The organism is Streptomyces sp. NPDC052301 (assembly GCF_044593395.1).
Classification (GTDB): Bacteria; Actinomycetota; Actinomycetes; order Streptomycetales; family Streptomycetaceae; genus Streptomyces.
In genome coordinates, this window is record NZ_JBIUBE010000002.1 from 778,759 (window position 1) to 796,885 (window position 18,127).

The window sequence follows — 18,127 nt, forward strand, 5'->3', positions numbered from 1 at the left end:
GTCCCACGGGAGGGCTGCTCAGCGGAGACCGAGGGCGGAGGCAGGGAAATGCCGAAGCGTGTGGACCACGCACAGCGACGTAATGAGATCGCCGGGGCCCTCATCCGCGTCGCCGGGCGACGCGGGCTGCATGCCGTGGGGATGCGCGACGTGGCGGCCGAGGCCGACGTGTCACTGCGGCTGGTCCAGTACTACTTCGAGACCAAGGAGAAGCTGCTCCTCTTCGGCCTTCAGCGGCTCACGGAGAGATTCGGGGAGCGCGTCGCCGCCCGGCTCGCGGCGGCCGAAGGCGGCCCGGGCCCGCGGGCAACGGTGGAGGCGCTACTGATGGCGGCGTTGCCGACCGACGAAGAAAGCCGCACCTTCCACCTGCTGTACACCTCGTACGCGGTTCTCGCCGTGACCGACCAGGCGCTGGCCGCCCAGCCCTTCGTCAAAGATCCTGACGCCGCCGAGGAGGCGCTGACCGGGCTCCTCGAGCAGGCCGGAGACGCGGGTCTCCTGAACCCCGGCGTGGACCCGCGGTTCGAGGCGGTCGGCCTGCTCGCCATGTCGGCGGGACTCGGCACCAGCGTCCTCGTCGGGCAGCGCAGCCCCGAGGCGGCCGCCGAAGTCCTGCACCACCACGTGGACCGGATCTTCCGCGGCGATGTTCACGACTGACCGGTGCGGCCCTCGAGCGAGCGCCTCCTGGGGCTGGTGGCCGGTGACCGTGGTGTCCGTGCACCGGGCCCGGATGCGGAACTTCGGTTCGGGTTCGACCTGCTGTTCGTTCAGGTCGACCGCTTGTTCGTCGACTTCGACTGCTGCTCGTTCACCAGGACAGGTTCCGGTGTCCACCGGGTGGTGCACGACCGAATATCCCCGCACGCCCTCTTGGAACCTCGCCGCGCATGCCCAACACTGTGCCGATGACACAGCGCGCGGAGCTCGCGACCGTGATCGACCGGCTGGCCGTGGACGAGATGATCACCTCGTACGCGATGGCTGTGGACGACGGCGACTGGGGGGCCTACCGGAAGCTGTTCACCCGGGACGGCCGGGCCGACTACCGTTCGGCGGGCGGCATCGAGGGCGATGCGGAGCGGGTCGCCGGATGGCTGGCCGAGAGCCTGGCCCTGTTCGCCATGCGGCAGCATCTGATCGTCAACCGCCAGGTGCGGTTCGGTCTGCTGGAGCACGACGCCGGCGACACCGCGCAGGTGCGCGCCGACTACTTCAATCCGATGCGGTTCGCGGCCGACGGCGGTTCCGGCGCGCCCGACCTGGTGTGCGGGGGCCGGTACGCCTTCGCGCTGCTACGCACAGCCGAGGGCTGGCGGCTGCGCGAGGTGGTCGTCGAGGAGAAGTGGCGCCGGCTGCCGGCCGAGGAGACCGCCGCCCCGTAGAAGGAGCGGGGAACTCCCCCTGACAAAGATCCCTTCCGGCGCGCACACTGAAGCCATGGCTGGGTAGGGAGGGTCCATATGAGGACGATCGACCAGTGGCTGACCTCCCCCTGGCGGCGCTCCGTCGCCGCCGCCGTCGCGGGTGCCCTGCCCGTGCTCGCGTTCCCGGCGCCGTCGCTGTGGTGGTTCGCGTACGTCGCCCTGGTCCCCTGGATCCTGCTGGCCCGCGCGGCGCCCACCGGGCGGCGGGCGGCGTACGACGGCTGGTGCGGCGGCTTCGGCTTCCTGGTGGCCGTGCACCACTGGCTGCTGCCGAGCCTGCACGTGTTCATCTTCCTGATAGCCCTGCTGCTGGGGGTGCTGTGGGCGCCCTGGGGCTGGCTGGTGCGCCGGTTCCTCGGCGGGGTGCCGTCGCCGGGCCGGTGCGCCGCCGCGCTGCTGGTGCTGCCGTCCGCCTGGCTGATGGTGGAGCTGGTCCGGTCCTGGCAGGGGCTCGGCGGCCCGTGGGGCATGCTGGGCGCCAGTCAGTGGCAGGTCGGCCCGGCGCTGCGGCTCGCCTCGGTCGGCGGGGTGTGGCTGCTCAGTTTCCTGGTGGTGGCGGTCAATGTGGCGGCGGCCGTTCTGCTGTCCGTGCGCGAGGCACGCGTACCGGCCGTGGCCTCGCTGGTCGCCACGGCCGCGGCGACCTCGGCCGCGTGGGCGTGGGCGCCCGGCCCGCAGGTCGACGGACAGGCCCGCGTCGCGGTCGTCCAGCCGGGGGTCGTGGACGGTCGGGACAGCGGTGAGAAGCGCTTCGAACGCGAGGAACAGCAGACCCGGCGGCTCGCCGGACAGGGCGTCGACCTGGTCGTATGGGGAGAGTCCAGTGTCGGCTTCGACCTGAGTGACCGACCCGACCTGGCCCGCCGGATCGCCGTGCTGTCCCGCGAGACCGGCGCCGACGTGCTGGTGAACGTGGACGCCCGCCGCTCCGACCGGCCCGGCATCTACAAGAGTTCGGTGCTGATCGGCCCGAACGGCTTCACCGGCGACCGGTACGACAAGATGCGGCTCGTCCCCTTCGGCGAGTACATACCCGCGCGCTCGCTCCTCGGCTGGGCCACCTCGGTCGGCAAGGCGGCCGGCGAGGACCGCAGGCGGGGTGGCGAGCAGGTCGTGATGGACGCCGGCCACGGGCTGCGGATCGGCCCGCTGGTCTGCTTCGAGACGGCGTTCCCGGACATGAGCCGGCACCTCGCCGACGACGGTGCGGACCTCCTCCTCGGCCAGTCCTCCACCTCGTCGTTCCAGAGCAGCTGGGCGCCGGAGCAGCACGCCTCACTGGCCGCCCTGCGGGCCGCCGAGACCGGGCGCCCGATGGTTCACGCGACCCTGACGGGCGTCTCCGCGGTGTACGGCCCGAGCGGGCAGCGCCTCGGCCCGTGGCTGGGCACCGAGGCGAGCACCGCCCATGTGTACGACGTACCGCTCGCGCACGGCGTCACCCCGTACGTCCGCTACGGCGACTGGCCGGTGCACGCAGCGCTGTTGGTGCTGGCCGCGCTGTGTGTGACGGAGGGGGCGCGGGCGGTCAGGCTGCGCCGCAGCGGTCCTGCACCGCTCGTACCACGCGCTCGCACAGCTCATGAGTCGCCAGCGCGTCACTCGCGCTGAGCAGCTTGCCCGCGCGGACGGCGTCGAGGAAGGCCAGCACCGCCTGCTCGATGCCGCGCTGCCGGGCCACCGGCACCCAGTCGCCGCGCCGGCGCACGGTCGGCTGTCCCTTGTGGTCGACGACCTCGGCGAGGTTGAGCACCTCGCGCTTGGTGTCCTGGCCGGAGACCTCCAGGATCTCCTCGGTGGAGCCGCTGAGCCGGTTCATCACGCCGAGCGCGGTGAAGCCGTCCCCACCGAGCTGGAGGACGACGTGGTGCACGAGCCCTTCCGCCACGCGGGCATGCACCGTCACGTCGTCGACCGGGCCCGGCACCAGGAAGCGCAGGGTGTCGACGACATGGATGAAGTCGTCCAGGATCATCGAGCGCGGTTCCTCGGGCAGCCCGATGCGGTTCTTCCGCATGAGGATCAGCTCGCGCGGGTGGTCCAGGCACTGCGTGTACCCGGGTGCGTACCTGCGGTTGAAGCCGACGGCCAGGGAGACGTCCCGCTGCTCTGCGAGTGCCACCAGCCGCTCGGAGTCGGCGAGTTCGTAGGCGAGCGGCTTGTCCACGTAGGTGGGGACGCCCGCCTCCAGCAGCCGGGTGACGATCTCGGGGTGGACGGCGGTGGGCGCGTGCACGAAGGCCGCGTCCAGGCCGGCGTCGAGCAGGGAGTCGAGCGTGGTGTGCCGCCGGTCCGCCGGCAGGCGCAAGGTGTCGGCGACCCGGTCGAGGGTCGCGGGCGTCCGGGTCTGCAGGTGCAGGTCGATCCCGGGCTGCATACCCAGCACCGGCAGATATGCCTTCTGCGCGATGTCCCCGAGCCCGATGCAGCCGACCTTCACGTGCGCTCCCTCTCCCGCTTGCCTGCGTGTGCCTCCCCGGAAGCATACGGGGGCCGCCAGTCGGCGATGCCGTCGAAGCCACGCAGGAACAGCGCCGGTCCGGCCTTCGACAGGGCGGCGATCAACGTGTCGCGTACGGCGACGGCGGCGGGGTTGCCCACCATGTCGAGGCGGGCCACCCGGACGGCCCGGCGGGCGACGGCGGTGGTGCGCGGGAGGCGGGCGGCGGTGTAGGCGGGCAGGTCGTCCGCGTGGTGGGCGAGCACGACGGCGTCCTCGATCGCCTGGTTGCCGCCCTGGCCGAGGGTCGGCGGCATGGCGTGGGCCGCGTCGCCGAGGAGGGCGACCCGGCCGCTGTGGCCGGGGGATGCGCGGGCTGACCCACCGGGCGGTGGACGAGGCGGCCGGACTGCCGCTCGGCTCCACGTCGAACGTGGCGCGCACCCGGCAGGCGCTGCTGGAGCTGGCGGTGCGCCGGCACGCGGAACGGGAGGCCCGGGTGCTGGCGCCGGCGGAGATGCCGGATCCGCCCGGCGGAGTCGACGCGCTGACCACCGCGCTCGCCCTCGCGGTCCACCGTTCCCTGACCCGGGGCCGCGAACTGCTGATCGCCCGCTACGAACTGGCCCTGGAAGCCACGCGCCGCCCCGAGCTGCGGGCCTTCTACGACCGGACGGGCGCCGTCTTCAAGGAACAGCTGGCCGCGATGCTCACGGCCGTGGGCTCACCGGACCCGGACCGCCACGTGCTGTCACTGGTCGCCTGGGCGGACGGGCTGATGTTCTCCTGCGCCGCCGGGTCCTTCAGCTCCGAGGTGCCGGAGCTGGAGGAGATCCGCACGGGCCTGCGAGAGCTGCTGGCGGGCATGCTGGGCCGGTGAAACCGCTGGGGAGGACGGCGGCGGCGGGCGACGATACGGACATGACGAGCGAACGCCGTGAGCGCCCCGAACGCCGGTGAACGCGACATGCCGGAGGGCTGGTTGGACGACCGCCGCCGGACGCCGGCTCACAAGTGCGAGCGCCTGACCGAGGAACAACTGCGCACCGCCGCGGTGCGCCGCCCTCCGAGCTGTCCCTGATGGGTCTGGTCCGCACATGACGGAGCACGCCCGGCACCACGGCCACGCCGATCCGATCCGTGAGCGGATCGACGGTTCCACCGGTGACCGAACGTCAGCTCCGGCGCGGCGAAGCCACCCGCACGGGGCACGAGATCACCCGTGCGGGGGCATCGGCCTCGGCTCCCTGGTGCCAACCGGAGGCGGAACCAGCAGAGTTGGGCGGGTGCATCGAACGACGACCACCGCAGCGCTTCTGATCACCGTGGCCGTCTCGGCCCTCTCCGGCTGCACGACCGTACACGGTCCGGCAAGCCCCGGTCCCCCACCGGACGCGGCGCCCGCGCAGCCGTCGGTGCCCCGGCCGGACGGCAGCGCGGAGCCCCGGGTGGTGCAGGCACCGGCCCGGGAGGCACTGGAGATGGTCGGACCGTCCCGGCGTCCGGGGCATCCGACGCCGACGGCCGTGCACCCGGCCGCAGCGGCACCCCCGGTCCCCCGTCGGCACCGGCCCGCGGCCCCACCCGCTCCCCCGCGCCCCCGGCCACACCCCGACCACCCCCGGCGATCGCACACGCAGGTCCCGGACCTCTCCCGGCCGGTCGCCACGCCCCCGGACGTGTGCGCCCTCGGCAGGACGTACGGCGGCTGGCGCGGGGACAGTCCGGAGTCGGTGATCTGCGAGCAGACGTACGGACACTGAGCGGCACCGAGCCGTTCAGCTGGGCCGCTGGCGTGGCGGCCCCCAGGACCGGCCGTCGCCCGGGGGCCGGCCCTCTTCCAGCCGCAGCTCCAGTCGGCTGATCGCGGCCCGGACGCCGTCGCCGTAACCGTCGTCCGACAGGGCTCCCGCGGCGCTGCGGGCGCGGCGCAGATGGCTGCGGGCGGCCTCGGCGCGGCCGAGCTTGACGTAGTCGGCGGCCAGGTTGAGGTGCAGGGAAGGGAAGAACCCGCGCACGCTGAGCGGGTCGCCCCCCGCGTGGGCCTCGGCCAGTTCCTCCGCCGCGGACAACGCCCTGAGGTCCCAGGCGAGTTCGTCCGCCGGATCGTCCTGGGTGTCGGCGAGGTAGTGGGCGAGGGTGCAACGGTGCAGCGGGTCACCGTCCTCACCGATCTCGGCCCACAGGTCCAGGAAGCGGCTGCGGGCCTCCTCACGGTCACCACCGTGGTGCAGCATCACCACCTGCCCGATCCGCGTCAGCACGGCGTCCGGCACCGCCTGGCCCTGTCGCTCCACCACCACACCCTCCGACCGCCGTCACCCGACCTGCCCCGACGCTAGCCGCCCGAGCACCGATTCCCGGTCAGCCACCCCCGGCAGCAGAGCCCGGCAGGCAGGGCCATGGACCGACCGGGGGTCACGGCTCGCCGGGATACGGCTCCTGGCGGAACCGACGGGTCCCAGCAGCACCGCCCGTGACGCGGGCACACCCCTGCTGGAAGCGAGGCCCGGCGGAGGGTGGCGGCCGGCGCAGTCGGCCCCGACCGGAGCACTGCCCGGAGGGTGGCGGCCCCGGCGGCGGGCAAGGCACCTGGCCGAGGCGACGCGGCCCGGCGGAAGACGAGGGGCCTGGCGCAGCGCCGCCGCGCCGCCTCGCCGGACATACGGCCCGGCCGGGCGCGCCCGCCCACCACAGCCCCGTCCCGGCTCGGCTCACCCGGCTCAGACCCGTTCGGACAAGTTCGGGACGCGCCAGTCGATCGGGGTGTGGCCCTGGGCGGCGATCGCCTCGTTGATCTGGGTGAAGGGGCGGGAACCGAAGAACTTCTTCGCGGACAGCGGGGAGGGGTGCGCGCCCTTCACCACCACGTGCCGCGTCTCGTCGATCAGCGGGAGCTTCTTCTGCGCGTAGTTGCCCCAGAGGACGAAGACCGCCGGGTCCGGCCGGGAGGCCACCGCGCGGATCACCGCGTCGGTGAACTTCTCCCAGCCCTTGCCCTTGTGCGAGTTCGCCTCGCCCGCCCGGACCGTCAGCACCGCGTTCAGCAGCAGGACCCCCTGCTCGGCCCACGGCATCAGATAGCCGTTGTCCGGGACCGGCAGCCCCAGCTCCTCCTGCATCTCCTTGTAGATGTTGCGCAGGGACGGCGGGGTCTTCACACCGGGACGGACCGAGAAGCACAGGCCGTGCCCCTGGCCCTCGCCGTGGTACGGGTCCTGACCCAGGACCAGCACCTTGACCTTGTCGTACGGCGTCGCGTCCAGCGCGGCGAAGACCTCCTCGCGCGGCGGGTAGACGGGACCCTTCGCCCGCTCGTCCTCGACGAACTCGGTCAGCTCCTTGAAGTAGGGCTGCTGCAGCTCGTCACCCAGAACCCCGCGCCAGGACTCGGGCAGCATGGCGATGTCGGTCACGTCAACGTCCTCACGATGTCTAGCAACTACGGCGTGCGGTCACTTCCAGGTCTCAGAACCTACAGGCGACCACTGACAACCGGTGCTACGAGGGCCTTCGACCGCAATCACCAGCTGGTCTTGCGGTGCAGCGCCCACATCATCATGATCGTCGACGGGTCGAGGGCCTGCTCGCCACCGGAGATGTCCTCGCTGGCCGCCACGAACTGCCGCCCCTGCCACAGCGGGATCAGCCGGGAGTCGTTCACGATGACCTGCTGGGCCTGCTCCATGTCCTTGACCGTCTCGGCGCGGTCGCTCTCCGCGCGCGAGTGCGGCAGCAGCCGGTCGGTGATCTCCTTGGCCGGATAGGGCGTGCCGAGTGCGTTGTGCTCACCGACGAACGGGGCGATGAAGTTGTCCGCGTCCGGGAAGTCCGGGAACCAGCCGCGCCCGAACACCGGGTACTCGCCCTTCTGGTAGCCGACCACATAGGTCTTCCAGGGGCGGCTCTTGAGGGTGACGGTGAACAGCCCCGAGTCGTCCAGCTGCCGCTTCAGCTCCTGGAACATCAGCGCGGTCTCGGAGCCGTAGCGGTCGGTGGTGTACCAGAAGGTGAGCGGGACGCGCTGGGTGATCCCCGCGTCCGAGAGGATCTTGCGGGCCTTGGGCACGCTCGGGTCGCCGTACTCGTCGAAGAAGCCGGTGGTGTGGCCGGTGAGACCCTTCGGGACCATCGAGTACAGCGGGTCGACGGTGTCCTTGTAGACCTTGTGCGCGATCGCGCCCCGGTCCACGACCTGGGCCACGGCCTTGCGCACGGCGGGCTGCTTCGCCCAGGGGTCCTTGGGGTTGAACACCAGGTAGCTGATGTCGGTGCCCGCGCCGTCGACCAGCTGCAGGGTGGTGTCGGCGTGCTGCTGCAGCGCGACGATGTCGTCGGCGGCGAGACCGCGGTAGGTGACGTCGATCTGCTTGTCGCGCAGCGCCTTGACCATGCCCGCGGAGTCCTGGAAGTAGCGGATGGTCACCGCGTCGTTCTGGCGCTTGGCGAAGCCCTTGTAGTTGCCGTTGCTGACCAGGACGGCCTGCTTGTCGTCCTCGTAGGACTGCAGCTTGTACGGCCCGGAGCCGAAGACCTGGTCGTCCTTGCGCAGCGAGCCGGCCGGGTACTCGTCCGGGTCGACGATCGACATGGCGGGCGTGGCCAGCACGAAGGGGAAGGTGGCGTCGGACTTGTTGAGGTGGAAGACGACCCCGCGGTCACCGACGGCCTCCACCCGGTCCAGGCTGCCGAGCAGCCCCGCGGGACCACCGGGGGCGTTGATGGTGCGGATGCGGTCGATGGAGTGCTTGACGGCCTTGGCGTTCAGCGGGTCACCGTCGGCGAACTTCATGTCCGCGCGCAGCGTGCAGCGGTAGGTACGGCTGCCTGCGTCGGTGAACGAGCAGCTCTCGGCGGCGTCGGGCTGCGGGGTGGTGGCGCCGTTCGGATAGGCGACGAGCGTCTGGTAGATGTTGCGGAACAGCTCCCAGGAACCGTCCCAGGCCCCGGCAGGGTCCAGCGTGCTCGGGGCGCTGGTGGTCCCCACGACGATCGGCCCCTTGCTGTCGGGATCGCCGTCGGACAGCAGACTGCAACCCGCAACCAGGGATATGGACGCGATCGCCGCGACTCTCCGCAGGAATCGGTTCCGGTTGAACACGCGCACGCTCCTCGATCTGCCGTACCAAGGGTCGGCAGACCTTATCGCAGCGTTCGGTCTCCTGAACCTCCTCTGAAAGAGGACTTCTTGATCGACTTCGCGATGACGACGTTGTCAGTCCGCTGTGCGGATACCAGCGGGCGTTCCGGGCGCCGTTGTGTCCGAAAATCGGCGCCCGGAACTTGAGCTCACACTCCGGCGTTGAGGAACAGTCCGCCGTCCACGACCAGCGTCTGACCGGTGACCCAGTCGGACTGCTCGGAGGTGAGGAACGCGGCGGCACCGCCGATGTCGGCAGGCACGCCGAGCCGGGCGAGCGGGTAGGAGGCGGCCGCCTCCTCCTCCCGGCCCTCGTACAGGGCCTGCGCGAACTTGGTCTTGACCACGGCCGGGGCGATGGCGTTGACCCGCACCTTCGGGGCGAACTCGTGCGCGAGCTGCTGGGTCAGGTTGATCATCGCGGCCTTGCTGACGCCGTAGGCGCCGATGAAAGGCGAGGGCGCGAGGCCCGCGATCGAGGCGATGTTGACGATCGCGCCGCCGTTGTCCTTCTGCCAGGCGTGCCAGGACTTCTGGGCGAAGCCGAGCGCGGAGATGACGTTCGTCTCGAACACCTTGCGGGCGACGTTCAGGTCGAGGTCCGCGATCGGGCCGAACACCGGGTTGGTGCCCGCGTTGTTGATCAGGAAGTCGAGGCGGCCGAATGCCTCCATGGTGCGCTCGACGACCTCGGTCTGGTGGTCGAGGTCGTGCGCCTTGCCGGCGACGCCGATGACCCGGTCCGAGCCGAGCTTCTCGACGGCCTCCTTCAGGGCGTCCTCGTTGCGGCCGGTGATGCACACCCGGTCGCCGCGGGCGACCAGCGCCTCGGCGACGCCGTAGCCGATGCCGCGGCTGGCGCCCGTGACGAGGGCGACCTTGCCCGACAGCTCGGGGAGTTCAGCGGAAGTCATGTACCCGTTCCCTTAGTTGAGCGGTCCGCCGGCGACGTACAGCACCTGGCCGGAGACGAAGCCGGCCGCCTCGCCGGTGAAGAAGGCGATGGCGTTGGCGATGTCCTCGGGCTCGCCGACGCGCTGCACCGGGATCTGGGTGGCGGCGGCCTTCTTGAAGTCGTCGAAGCCCATGCCGACGCGGTCGGCGGTCGCCTTGGTCATCTCGGTGGCGATGAAGCCGGGGGCGACGGCGTTGGCGGTGATGCCGAACTTGCCCAGCTCGATGGCGAGGGTCTTGGTGAAGCCCTGCAGGCCGGCCTTGGCGGCGGAGTAGTTGACCTGGCCGCGGTTGCCGAGCGCCGACGAGGAGGAGAGGTTGACGACCCGGCCGAAGCCCGCGTCGACCATGTGCTTCTGGACGGCCTTGGTCATCAGGAAGGAGCCGCGCAGGTGCACGTTCATGACGGTGTCCCAGTCGGAGACGCTCATCTTGAACAGCAGGTTGTCGCGCAGCACGCCCGCGTTGTTGACCAGGATCGTCGGGGCGCCCAGCTCCTCGACGATCCGGGCGATCGCGGCCTCGACCTGCGCCTCGTCGGAGACGTCGGCGCCGACCGCGACGGCCTTGCCGCCGGCGGCGGTGATCTTCTCGACGGTGTCCTTGCAGGCGGCCTCGTCGAGGTCGATCACGGCGACCGCGCGACCCTCGGCGGCCAGTCGTACGGCGGTGGCGGCGCCGATGCCGCGCGCCGCGCCGGTGACTAGCGCGACCCGCTGTTCAGTGGTGGACATTGCTGCTTCTCCTCGCCCTTGAGAGAACCTGTGGGGGCCCTCGAAAGTGGGCCCCGGTGCGGTGAGCGACCGCTTAGTACCTTCAGCACACGTGACGCTAGAAGCCCTGGCACCCGGTGTCAACGGCACACCGGGCCGGTGTGATCCATTACCTCACCAGGAGGTCCAGCAGGCGCTCCGTCTCGGCGGCCGGGTCGGCGGTGAGGCCGGTGTGCACGGGACCGGGCTGCACGACGGTGGAGCGGGGCGCGATCAGCCAGCGGAACCGGCGCCCGGCGTCGTCCCCGGCCGCCTGTCCGGCCTCCTCGCCGCCCGCGCAGTGCCGCTCGATCGCGCCGAGCGCGGCCCGGACCCCGGCCACGTCGGCCCGCGGGTCGAGGGCGAGCAGCCGGGTCTCGTCCAGATGGGTGCGGGCGCCGACGTAGCCTCGCGCGCGGCAGTAGACGACCACGCCCGCGTTGACGCACTCGCCGCGCTCCACCCGTGGTACGACCCGCAGCAGCGCGTACTCGAACACGTCCCGGTCGCCGCCCTGGCCCGCCCGGGTGATGTGCCGCTCGGTGACATGGCCGGCCATGTGGATGTGGGTCTCGCTCACTTGGTCCCCTCGATGCCGGTGATGCGTTCGTGGACGACTCGCGCCCGCGCGAGCAGCGGCCCCGCGTAGGCCCGGCGCAGATCGTCCGGGCTCTCGAAGCCGGGCTCGTCGGTGAGCCAGGCGTCGGGGATCTCGGCGGTGACCTCGGCGAGGAGGTCCGCGGTGACCCGGGGTGCCAGCTCGGCCGCGGCGGCGGTGACGTCCGGGGCGAAACGGGCCAGGGCGTGGTCGGAGGCGTCGTAGGGGCGGGCCGCGGAGGATTCGGCGGAGGGCCAGTTGTGGTGCCAGATCATCGTCGCGCCGTGGTCGATGAGCCACAGCTCGTCGCGGTGCACGAGCAGGTTGGGGTTGCGCCAGGACCGGTCCACGTTGTTGATCAGGGCGTCGAACCAGACGATCCGCCCGGCCTCCTCGGGGTCCGCCGGGAAGGCGAGCGGGTCGAAGCCGAGGGCGCCGGAGAGGAAGTCCATGCCGAGGTTGGTGCCGCCGCTGGACCTGAGCAGGTCCTGCACCTGCTGCTCGGGCTCGCCCAGCCCGAGGACGGGATCCAGCCGGACGGTGACCAGCCGGGGCATCCGGAAGCCGAGGCGGCGGGCGAGTTCACCGCACACCACCTCGGCGACCAGGGTCTTGCGGCCCTGTCCGGCGCCGGTGAACTTCATGACGTAGGTCCCGAAGTCGTCGGCCTCGACGAGCCCCGGCAGCGAGCCCCCCTCACGCAGGGGCGTGATGTAGCGGGTCGCGGTGACTTCCTTGAGCATCGCCCCAGGTTACTGGGGCACCGATGCTCGGACGACAGGTTGCCCACAGGCGTGGCTCACGGCTGTCACACCCCCGAGCGGCGAAGATCTGAGTGCCCGTCTGAACAGGTGGTGCGCCAGGACCGTACCCCTGGACGGATCACGAGAAGCTTCGCGGAAGGGAACCCCACATGAGCAGCGCAACGCCCCAGCCACTCGCGGGACCGGCCCGCCGTACGGTCGTGGCGGCAGCCGGAGCGGCCGGGCTCGCCGCCGCGCTGACCGCCTGCGGTTCGGGCGACAAGTCGTCCGACACGGTCAATGCCGGGGCCGGGGACGGTTCCTCCGGCTCCACCGGGACGACGGGGAGCACCGGCTCCAGCGGCGGCGCCGCCGGCGGCGCCGCGCTCGCCAAGACCTCCGACATCCCGGAGGGCGGCGGCAAGATCTTCAAGGACCAGGGCGTGGTCGTCACCCAGCCGACCGCGGGCCAGTTCAAGGCCTTCTCGGCCAAGTGCACCCACCAGGGATGCGCGGTGGGCAGTGTGGCGAACGGCGTGATCGTCTGCCCGTGCCACAACAGCCACTTCTCCGCGGCGGACGGCAGCGTGAAGCAGGGGCCGGCGACCCAGCCGCTGGCCGAGGAGAAGATCAGCGTCTCCGGCGACGAGATCAAGCTGGCCTGAGCCGCCTCAGGTGCGCCTGCCCGGCCCTTTCAGGCAGCCGAGCACCTCGTCGGTGGACGTCACCGTGGCGACCAGCGCGAGGGTGTTGCGGATCATCGCGGGGGTGTAGTCGGCCGGCACCCCCGCGATGGCGTCGGCCGGGACCACGGCCGTGTAGCCGAGGTTGACGGCGTCGAACACCGCGTTGGGTATCGCCACGTTGGCGGAGACCCCGGTGACGACCAGCGTGCGGCAGCCGAGGTTGCGCAGCAGGGCGTCCGCGTCGGTGCCGTGCAGCGGGGACAGGCCGTGCAGCCGTCGTACGACGAGGTCCTCCGCCGCGACCTCGATCGGGGGCGCCACCCGGACGGCGGTGCTGCCGGTGAGCTGCTGCACGGGGAGCCGTTCGGCGGCGCGGAACAGGCGGGCGTTGCGGCTGGCGCCCCGGCCGTCCGGGCGGCGCTCGGCGACCGCGTGGACGACCTGGACACCGGCCTCGTGGGCGGCGGCCACCAGCCGGGCGATGTTGGCCAGGACGCCGGACGAGCGGGCCACACGGGCGAGCTCGGGCAGGGCGCTGTCCGGGCCGACGACCCCCTGCTGGCACTCCACGGTGAGCAGGACGGTGCCGGCGGGGTCGAGGAGTTCGCTGAGCTGTGCGTACGACGGCATGGCGCGCCCCTTCGAAGACGACCGTTCGAACACGAACCGTTCGGAAGTGAACCGTTCGGAAATGACCCGTTCTCTTTTCTGACGTGTTGTCAGAGGATCATCTGGACACGATAGTTCTCTTGCACGACGTGGGAGAAGAGGGGGCCGCATGACCGTCACTCAGCAGCGCCGGGGCCGGAAGATCATGATGACGCCCGGGGAGCTGGACGAGTTCCTCACCACCCAGCGCACCTGCCGGGTGGCCACCGTCTCGGCGGACGGCACACCGCACGTGAGCGCGCTGTGGTTCGCCTGGGACGGCAGCTCGCTGTGGCTGTACTCGGTGGTGCGCAGCCGGCGCTGGGCCCAGTTGCGCCGCGACCCGCGGGTCGCGGTCGTGGTCGACTCGGGCGAGGAGTACGACCAGCTGCGCGGGGTCGAGCTGTCCGGCCGGGTCGAGTTCGTGGGCGAGGCGCCGCGCACCGGGGAGCTGTGCGCGGAACTGGACACGGCGGAGACGCTGTTCGCGCGCAAGAACTTCGGCCTGGACGAGATGCCGCACGACGGCCGGCACGCCTGGGCGCGGCTGACTCCGGAGAAGATCGTCTCCTGGGACTTCCGGAAACTGGGCGGGATGTAGGGCTCAGCCGAGCTGCTGCGCCGCCGTGCGCAGGGCCTCCACCGCCGCGCGGATCGAGGGGCGGCGGTCGGCGTCGGCCCGCCAGACGACGTAGACATGGCGGCGCACCCGCTGACTGAGCGGGATCATGACCACGCCGTCGGGCACCGGATGGCGGCCCAGCAGCGGGGCGATGCACACCCCCAGCCCGGAGGCGACGAGGCCGAGCTGGGTGTGGGTCTCGCCCGCGCGGTGCCCCACGATCGGCTCCACACCCTTGGACCGCAGCGTGAACATCAGCCACTCGTGGCAGAACTCGCCCTCGCCCCAGGTGATCCACTCGTCCTCGGCGAACTCGGTGAGGTCCACCTCGTCCCGGTCGGCGAGCCGGTGCCCGACGGGCAGGGCGACATCGGCCGGGTCGTCCAGCAGGGGAGCCTTGACCAGGCCGTCGGGCACGGGCATCGGCTTGTTGTACCAGTCCAGGACCACGGCGAGATCCAGGTCGCCGCGCACGACCGCGGCGATGCCCTGTTCCGGCTCCAGTTCGCTGGAGCGCACCCGCAGCCCGGGGTGTGCGGCCCGCAGGGCGCCGAGCGCCGCGGGGAAGAGTCCCCGGGCGGCGGTCGGGAACGCCGAGAGCCTCAGTTCTCCGACGACCTGCCCGCGCTGCGCCTCCAGGTCGGACTCGGCCAGCTCGACCTGGGACAGGATGCGCGCCGCGTGCTCCGACAGCAGCCGGCCGGCGTCCGTGAGCCGCACGCCCCGGCCGTTCTTGGCGAGGAGCCGCTGGCCGACCTCCCGCTCCAGCTTGCCCAGTTGTTGGGAGACCGCGGACGTGGTGACGTGCAGGGCGTCGGCCGCCGCGCTGACCGAGCCGTGCCGGGCGAGGGCGTCGAGAGTGCGCAGGCGCTCGAGGTTCAACATGTAAGTGATTCTAAGAGGTACCGGGTGAGAAATCTCGATTGTGCTACGAGGTTGTCGTTTAGCATCGTGTACGTCATGAGCGCAGTCACCACACCCCGCAGCCGTTCCGCCGAGTCCCCCGCCCCCGCCCGGCCGCGGCTCCGCCTCGACTGGCGGCTCCGCTTCGGCGCGCTGTCCCTGATCTGGGGCTTCAGCTTCCTGCTGATCAAGGTGGGCACGGACGGCTACGCCCCCTTCCAGGTCACACTCGGGCGGCTGGTGTTCGGTACCGCCGTGCTGGGAGCGGCGATGGCCGTCAAGCGGGAGCGGCTGCCGCGCGGGGCCCGGCTGTGGGGCCACATGGCGGTCTCCGCGTTCTTCCTGAACGCCCTGCCGTTCTCGCTGTTCGCCTACTCGGAGCTGACGATCCCGTCGACGCTGGCGGGCATCTGCAACGCCACATCTCCTCTCTGGGGGATGGCGCTGTCGCTGGTCGCCCTCTCCGAGGACCGGCCGACCCGGGTCCGCGTGGCCGGGCTCGGTCTCGGCTTCCTCGGGGTGCTGACGGTGCTGGGCGCGTGGCAGGGCTTCCACGGTCTGGATGCCACGGGTACGGCGATGGCCCTGCTCGCCTCGCTGAGCTATCCGGTGGGATGGATCTACGTCCGGCGGACGCTGGCCGGGACCGGCAACTCGCACCTGTCGATGACGGGCGCGCAACTGCTGCTGGCGACGGTGCAGCTGGCCGTGGTGACGCCGCTGTTCACCTCTTTCCCCGCGCACTTCTCGCTCGTTCCGCTGCTGGCGATCGCCGCGCTGGGCGCGTTCGGCACGGGGCTCGCGGTGCTGATCCAGTACGGCCTGGTGGCCGAGGTCGGGCCCACCACGGCGCAGATGGTCACGTACTTCATCCCGGTCATCGCCACGGCCGCGGGGGTGGCGATTCTCGGGGAGTCGCTGCGCTGGAGCACACCGGCGGGTGCCGTGGTGGTGCTGGCGGGGGCCGCTCTCACCCAGTTGCGGCCGGGGAAGGACGCGTAGCGGTCGGAGCCCGCCGCGGGGCCCGGCCTCAGTAGCGCTGCGCCTTGGCGAGAACGGGCGTCAGCTTCGGCTCCGGTGGCTGGTGGCTGAAGGTGATGGTCTGCTCCTTCTTCCCGGGTTCGAGGTGCTCCGCGCCGACGTACCGGGTCTCGACCACCTTGCCGTCGGCGCTCTTGAAGTCCACCTGCACGGCATAGGAGGCTTTGCTGTGGGTCCGGTTGGTGACGGTGACCAGCACGGCGAGCACTCCGCCGGTCTGCGCTCTCGGCATGCCCGTCATCGAGACTTCGGAGAGGGCGTTGCCCTGCCCCTTGACGTCCTTCAGGGCCTGTTGCGCCGTCGTACTCCTGCGCTGGGTCTCGGCGTCCACCGATGCCTCGAACTCGGAGGCGCGGGCCGAGGCGGACGACGCCGCCGCGGATGCGGAGGCGCGCGCCGAGCTGATCGCCGCGGAGGCCGAGGACGCCATGGCCGACGGCGGTGTTCCGGAGAACGACGAGGCGTTCGGCGTACTCGAGGCGCTGGCCCGGGGTGACGGACCGGAGTGCTGACCGTTTCCGTTGCCGCAGGCGGCGAGGGTGCCGGTGAGGAGGAGGGTGCCGAGGGCACCGCCCACGGCGATCCGGCGCCGAGCCCTTCCGGAGCCGCTGAGTCGTCTCACGGCCATGGTGCCGTCCCTGGGGTCGATGGTCATTCTTCTCCATCGTCGGGGCCGGGTTCGCCGCTCGCGACTCGAGCGGTCGAGCACCGGTCCCGCTCCCGCCGGACGGCGTCCGCCCCGCGACCGCAGCAGGCGGGCCAGGGGGTTTCGTCCGGATCAGGGCGAACCCGGACTGATCCGGACGAAGCTCCCTAGCCGTACGCCCGCGCCGGGGACGGACGTACCGCCGCCGCCACCGCGTCCGCCAGCGGGGCGATGTCCCGCTGGGTGAGCGTCGACACCGTGAGGCGGATGCCCGGCGGGGACGCGAGACGGAACCGGGCACCCGGGGCGACCGCCCAGCCCGACTGCACGAGACGGGCCACCGCGCCGGTCTCGTCGGGCACCGGCACCCACACGTTCATCCCGCTGCGGCCGTGCGCCGCGACCCCGCGCTCCGCCAGCGCGTCGACCAGCGCGTCCCTCCGGCCTCCGTACGCCTTCGCCACCCTCTCCCGGTCCACCGCCCCCTGCGTCCACAGCTCGACCACGGCCCGCTGCAGCAGCAGGCTCACCCAGCCGGGGCCCAGACGCTGACGCCCCCGCACCCGGTCCACGGTGACCGTGTCGCCGGCGAGGACGGCCAGACGCAGGTCGGGGCCGTAGGCCTTGGCGACGGAGCGGACGAGGGCCCAGTGCCGGGTGACGCCCGCGAGGGCGTGCAGCGGGAGGTCGACGATGCCGTGCCCGTGGTCGTCCTCCACGAGCAGGGTCCGCGGGTGGTCCCGCAGCAGCGCACGCAGGGCACGCGCGCGCGTGGCGGTGACCGAGGCGCCGGTCGGGTTCTGGGCGCGGTCGGTGACGATCAGGGCGCGGGCCCCGGACTCCAGGGCTCGGCGCAGGTCGTCGGGGCGGGGACCGTCGTCGTCCAGGCCGACCGGGACCGTGCGCAGCCCGAGAGCGGGGATCAGGTCGAGGAGGCTGCCCCAGCCGGGATCCTCCACGGCGACCGCGTCGCCCGGCTTGAGGTGCGCCAGGAGAATGCGCTCGACGGCGTCGAGGGAGCCGGACGTGACGGTCAGCGGAGCGGCCGGGACTCCGTCCGCGGCCAGCTCGGCACGGGCGATGCGGACGAGATCGGCGTCCAGGGGGTCGTCGCCGTACAGGACGGGACGGCGGTCCCCCTCCTCCGCCGCGGCGGCCAGGGCCGGGGCGAGGCGGGGCAGCAGCTCCGGGTCGGGGTTGCCGGTGGACAGGTCACGGCCGCCGGCGGGGACCTCCACGCGGAGCTCCTCACGGCCGGTGGTGGCCGGCCTGGGCCGGATCCGGCTCCCCCGCCGGCCGGCGGTCTCGATCACCCCACGCTCGCGCAGGGTGCGATAGGCCGCGGCGACCGTGTTCGGGTTCACCCCCAACTGGGCCGCCAACTCGCGCATGGGCGGCAGGAGTTGGCCCGGCGACAGCTCTCCGGCCCCGACTGCGCGCTCGACGTCGGCCGCGATCTCGGCTGCGCCACGCCCTTCGATCCGATACTCTCCTAGCACAAAGAACATTATGCACTAGTGCAAT

The 18,127-nt window shown here is 72.0% G+C and carries 20 protein-coding genes and 2 pseudogenes; 9 read left to right on the forward strand and 13 right to left on the reverse strand.

Annotated features, from left to right (window positions below; translation table 11 throughout):
* Positions 1-48: 48 nt before the first annotated feature.
* The 3 genes from ACIHEJ_RS07225 to lnt all read left to right on the forward strand — a co-directional run bounded on the left by ACIHEJ_RS07225 (position 49) and on the right by lnt (position 3,041).
* Positions 49-663 (forward strand): TetR/AcrR family transcriptional regulator, encoded by a 615-nt coding sequence (locus tag ACIHEJ_RS07225; protein ID WP_400132733.1) that lies wholly within the window; start codon positions 49-51, stop codon positions 661-663.
* Between the two features lie 248 nt (positions 664-911).
* A complete protein-coding gene (locus ACIHEJ_RS07230) occupies positions 912-1,388 on the forward strand; it encodes a nuclear transport factor 2 family protein (RefSeq protein WP_400132735.1) in 477 nt (158 codons plus the stop codon).
* Between the two features lie 78 nt (positions 1,389-1,466).
* Positions 1,467-3,041 (forward strand): apolipoprotein N-acyltransferase, encoded by a 1,575-nt coding sequence (lnt, locus tag ACIHEJ_RS07235; RefSeq protein ID WP_400132737.1) that lies wholly within the window; start codon positions 1,467-1,469, stop codon positions 3,039-3,041.
* Here lnt and ACIHEJ_RS07240 read toward each other — a convergent pair.
* Together ACIHEJ_RS07240 and ACIHEJ_RS07245 are read right to left on the reverse strand one after the other, a co-directional pair.
* The gene (locus ACIHEJ_RS07240) at positions 2,959-3,870 is read right to left on the reverse strand and encodes a Gfo/Idh/MocA family protein (RefSeq protein ID WP_400132738.1); all 912 of its coding nucleotides are present in this window, start codon (positions 3,868-3,870) and stop codon (positions 2,959-2,961) included. The two genes, lnt and ACIHEJ_RS07240, sit on opposite strands and share 83 nt — an antisense overlap.
* On the reverse strand, positions 3,867-4,187 hold the full coding sequence (locus tag ACIHEJ_RS07245) for a hypothetical protein (protein WP_400132740.1): 321 nt from the start codon (positions 4,185-4,187) through the stop codon (positions 3,867-3,869). Before ACIHEJ_RS07245 ends, ACIHEJ_RS07240 begins: the two co-directional genes overlap by 4 nt.
* 44 nt (positions 4,188-4,231) lie before the next feature.
* Between ACIHEJ_RS07245 and ACIHEJ_RS07250 the strand changes: the two are divergent.
* The 3 genes and pseudogenes from ACIHEJ_RS07250 to ACIHEJ_RS07260 all read left to right on the forward strand — a co-directional run.
* Positions 4,232-4,750, forward strand: a pseudogene (locus ACIHEJ_RS07250) (TetR/AcrR family transcriptional regulator); the annotation flags it as partial.
* 41 nt (positions 4,751-4,791) lie between these two features.
* A pseudogene (locus ACIHEJ_RS07255) lies at positions 4,792-4,965 on the forward strand (DUF664 domain-containing protein); the annotation flags it as partial.
* 191 nt (positions 4,966-5,156) lie between these two features.
* On the forward strand, positions 5,157-5,633 hold the full coding sequence (locus tag ACIHEJ_RS07260) for a hypothetical protein (protein ID WP_400132742.1): 477 nt from the start codon (positions 5,157-5,159) through the stop codon (positions 5,631-5,633).
* 15 nt (positions 5,634-5,648) lie between these two features.
* Here ACIHEJ_RS07260 and ACIHEJ_RS07265 read toward each other — a convergent pair whose 3' ends face one another.
* The 7 genes from ACIHEJ_RS07265 to ACIHEJ_RS07295 form a co-directional block, all read right to left on the reverse strand.
* Complete coding sequence (locus ACIHEJ_RS07265; RefSeq protein ID WP_400132745.1) at positions 5,649-6,170, reverse strand: hypothetical protein; 522 nt, start codon at positions 6,168-6,170, stop codon at positions 5,649-5,651.
* 423 nt (positions 6,171-6,593) lie between these two features.
* Entirely contained in the window at positions 6,594-7,286 is a 693-nt protein-coding gene (gene ung / locus ACIHEJ_RS07270) for a uracil-DNA glycosylase (protein WP_400132747.1), read from the reverse strand.
* Positions 7,287-7,393: 107 nt separating this feature from the next.
* Positions 7,394-8,971 (reverse strand): ABC transporter substrate-binding protein, encoded by a 1,578-nt coding sequence (locus tag ACIHEJ_RS07275; RefSeq protein WP_400132749.1) that lies wholly within the window; start codon positions 8,969-8,971, stop codon positions 7,394-7,396.
* Positions 8,972-9,159: 188 nt separating this feature from the next.
* Positions 9,160-9,924: an SDR family oxidoreductase gene (locus ACIHEJ_RS07280; protein WP_400132750.1), complete on the reverse strand. Its 765-nt coding sequence runs from the start codon at positions 9,922-9,924 to the stop codon at positions 9,160-9,162.
* 12 nt (positions 9,925-9,936) lie between these two features.
* Positions 9,937-10,698: a 3-oxoacyl-ACP reductase FabG gene (gene fabG / locus ACIHEJ_RS07285; RefSeq protein ID WP_400132752.1), complete on the reverse strand. Its 762-nt coding sequence runs from the start codon at positions 10,696-10,698 to the stop codon at positions 9,937-9,939.
* Between the two features lie 148 nt (positions 10,699-10,846).
* The gene (locus ACIHEJ_RS07290; RefSeq protein ID WP_400132754.1) at positions 10,847-11,296 is read right to left on the reverse strand and encodes a DUF3037 domain-containing protein; all 450 of its coding nucleotides are present in this window, start codon (positions 11,294-11,296) and stop codon (positions 10,847-10,849) included.
* Positions 11,293-12,057 (reverse strand): HipA family kinase, encoded by a 765-nt coding sequence (locus tag ACIHEJ_RS07295; RefSeq protein WP_400132756.1) that lies wholly within the window; start codon positions 12,055-12,057, stop codon positions 11,293-11,295. The genes ACIHEJ_RS07290 and ACIHEJ_RS07295 overlap by 4 nt, the downstream gene beginning before the upstream one ends.
* Before the next feature lie 170 nt (positions 12,058-12,227).
* On the opposite strand from ACIHEJ_RS07295, the gene ACIHEJ_RS07300 reads away from it, so the two are divergent.
* Positions 12,228-12,722 (forward strand): Rieske (2Fe-2S) protein, encoded by a 495-nt coding sequence (locus tag ACIHEJ_RS07300; protein ID WP_400132758.1) that lies wholly within the window; start codon positions 12,228-12,230, stop codon positions 12,720-12,722.
* 6 nt (positions 12,723-12,728) lie between these two features.
* Here ACIHEJ_RS07300 and ACIHEJ_RS07305 read toward each other — a convergent pair whose 3' ends face one another.
* Complete coding sequence (locus ACIHEJ_RS07305) at positions 12,729-13,373, reverse strand: cysteine hydrolase (RefSeq protein ID WP_400132760.1); 645 nt, start codon at positions 13,371-13,373, stop codon at positions 12,729-12,731.
* Between the two features lie 148 nt (positions 13,374-13,521).
* Between ACIHEJ_RS07305 and ACIHEJ_RS07310 the strand changes: the two genes are divergently transcribed.
* On the forward strand, positions 13,522-13,992 hold the full coding sequence (locus tag ACIHEJ_RS07310) for a pyridoxamine 5'-phosphate oxidase family protein (protein ID WP_400132762.1): 471 nt from the start codon (positions 13,522-13,524) through the stop codon (positions 13,990-13,992).
* 3 nt (positions 13,993-13,995) lie between these two features.
* Here ACIHEJ_RS07310 and ACIHEJ_RS07315 read toward each other — a convergent pair whose 3' ends face one another.
* Entirely contained in the window at positions 13,996-14,898 is a 903-nt protein-coding gene (locus ACIHEJ_RS07315; protein ID WP_400132764.1) for a LysR family transcriptional regulator, read from the reverse strand.
* Between the two features lie 75 nt (positions 14,899-14,973).
* On the opposite strand from ACIHEJ_RS07315, the gene ACIHEJ_RS07320 reads away from it, so the two are divergent.
* Positions 14,974-15,918, forward strand: a complete 945-nt coding sequence (locus ACIHEJ_RS07320; RefSeq protein WP_400132765.1) for a DMT family transporter — start codon at positions 14,974-14,976, stop codon at positions 15,916-15,918.
* A gap of 28 nt (positions 15,919-15,946) precedes the next feature.
* On the opposite strand, the gene ACIHEJ_RS07325 is transcribed toward ACIHEJ_RS07320, so the two are convergent.
* A complete protein-coding gene (locus ACIHEJ_RS07325) occupies positions 15,947-16,612 on the reverse strand; it encodes a hypothetical protein (protein WP_400132767.1) in 666 nt (221 codons plus the stop codon).
* Between the two features lie 158 nt (positions 16,613-16,770).
* Complete coding sequence (locus tag ACIHEJ_RS07330; protein ID WP_400132769.1) at positions 16,771-18,102, reverse strand: aminotransferase class I/II-fold pyridoxal phosphate-dependent enzyme; 1,332 nt, start codon at positions 18,100-18,102, stop codon at positions 16,771-16,773.
* Positions 18,103-18,127 lie beyond the last annotated feature (25 nt).

Bases quoted from the DNA above. Each gene is read 5' to 3' on its own strand.
- ACIHEJ_RS07225 (WP_400132733.1), top strand. From the start codon at position 49: ATGCCGAAGCGTGTGGACCACGCACAGCGACGTAATGAGATCGCCGGG.
- ACIHEJ_RS07230 (WP_400132735.1), top strand. From the start codon at position 912: ATGACACAGCGCGCGGAGCTCGCGACCGTGATCGACCGGCTGGCCGTG.
- lnt (WP_400132737.1), top strand. From the start codon at position 1,467: ATGAGGACGATCGACCAGTGGCTGACCTCCCCCTGGCGGCGCTCCGTC.
- ACIHEJ_RS07245 (WP_400132740.1), bottom strand. From the start codon at position 4,187: ATGCCGCCGACCCTCGGCCAGGGCGGCAACCAGGCGATCGAGGACGCC.
- ACIHEJ_RS07280 (WP_400132750.1), bottom strand. From the start codon at position 9,924: ATGACTTCCGCTGAACTCCCCGAGCTGTCGGGCAAGGTCGCCCTCGTC.
- fabG (WP_400132752.1), bottom strand. From the start codon at position 10,698: ATGTCCACCACTGAACAGCGGGTCGCGCTAGTCACCGGCGCGGCGCGC.
- ACIHEJ_RS07295 (WP_400132756.1), bottom strand. From the start codon at position 12,057: ATGCTCAAGGAAGTCACCGCGACCCGCTACATCACGCCCCTGCGTGAG.
- ACIHEJ_RS07300 (WP_400132758.1), top strand. From the start codon at position 12,228: ATGAGCAGCGCAACGCCCCAGCCACTCGCGGGACCGGCCCGCCGTACG.
- ACIHEJ_RS07305 (WP_400132760.1), bottom strand. From the start codon at position 13,373: ATGCCGTCGTACGCACAGCTCAGCGAACTCCTCGACCCCGCCGGCACC.
- ACIHEJ_RS07310 (WP_400132762.1), top strand. From the start codon at position 13,522: ATGACCGTCACTCAGCAGCGCCGGGGCCGGAAGATCATGATGACGCCC.
- ACIHEJ_RS07315 (WP_400132764.1), bottom strand. From the start codon at position 14,898: ATGTTGAACCTCGAGCGCCTGCGCACTCTCGACGCCCTCGCCCGGCAC.
- ACIHEJ_RS07320 (WP_400132765.1), top strand. From the start codon at position 14,974: ATGAGCGCAGTCACCACACCCCGCAGCCGTTCCGCCGAGTCCCCCGCC.
- ACIHEJ_RS07325 (WP_400132767.1), bottom strand. From the start codon at position 16,612: ATGACCATCGACCCCAGGGACGGCACCATGGCCGTGAGACGACTCAGC.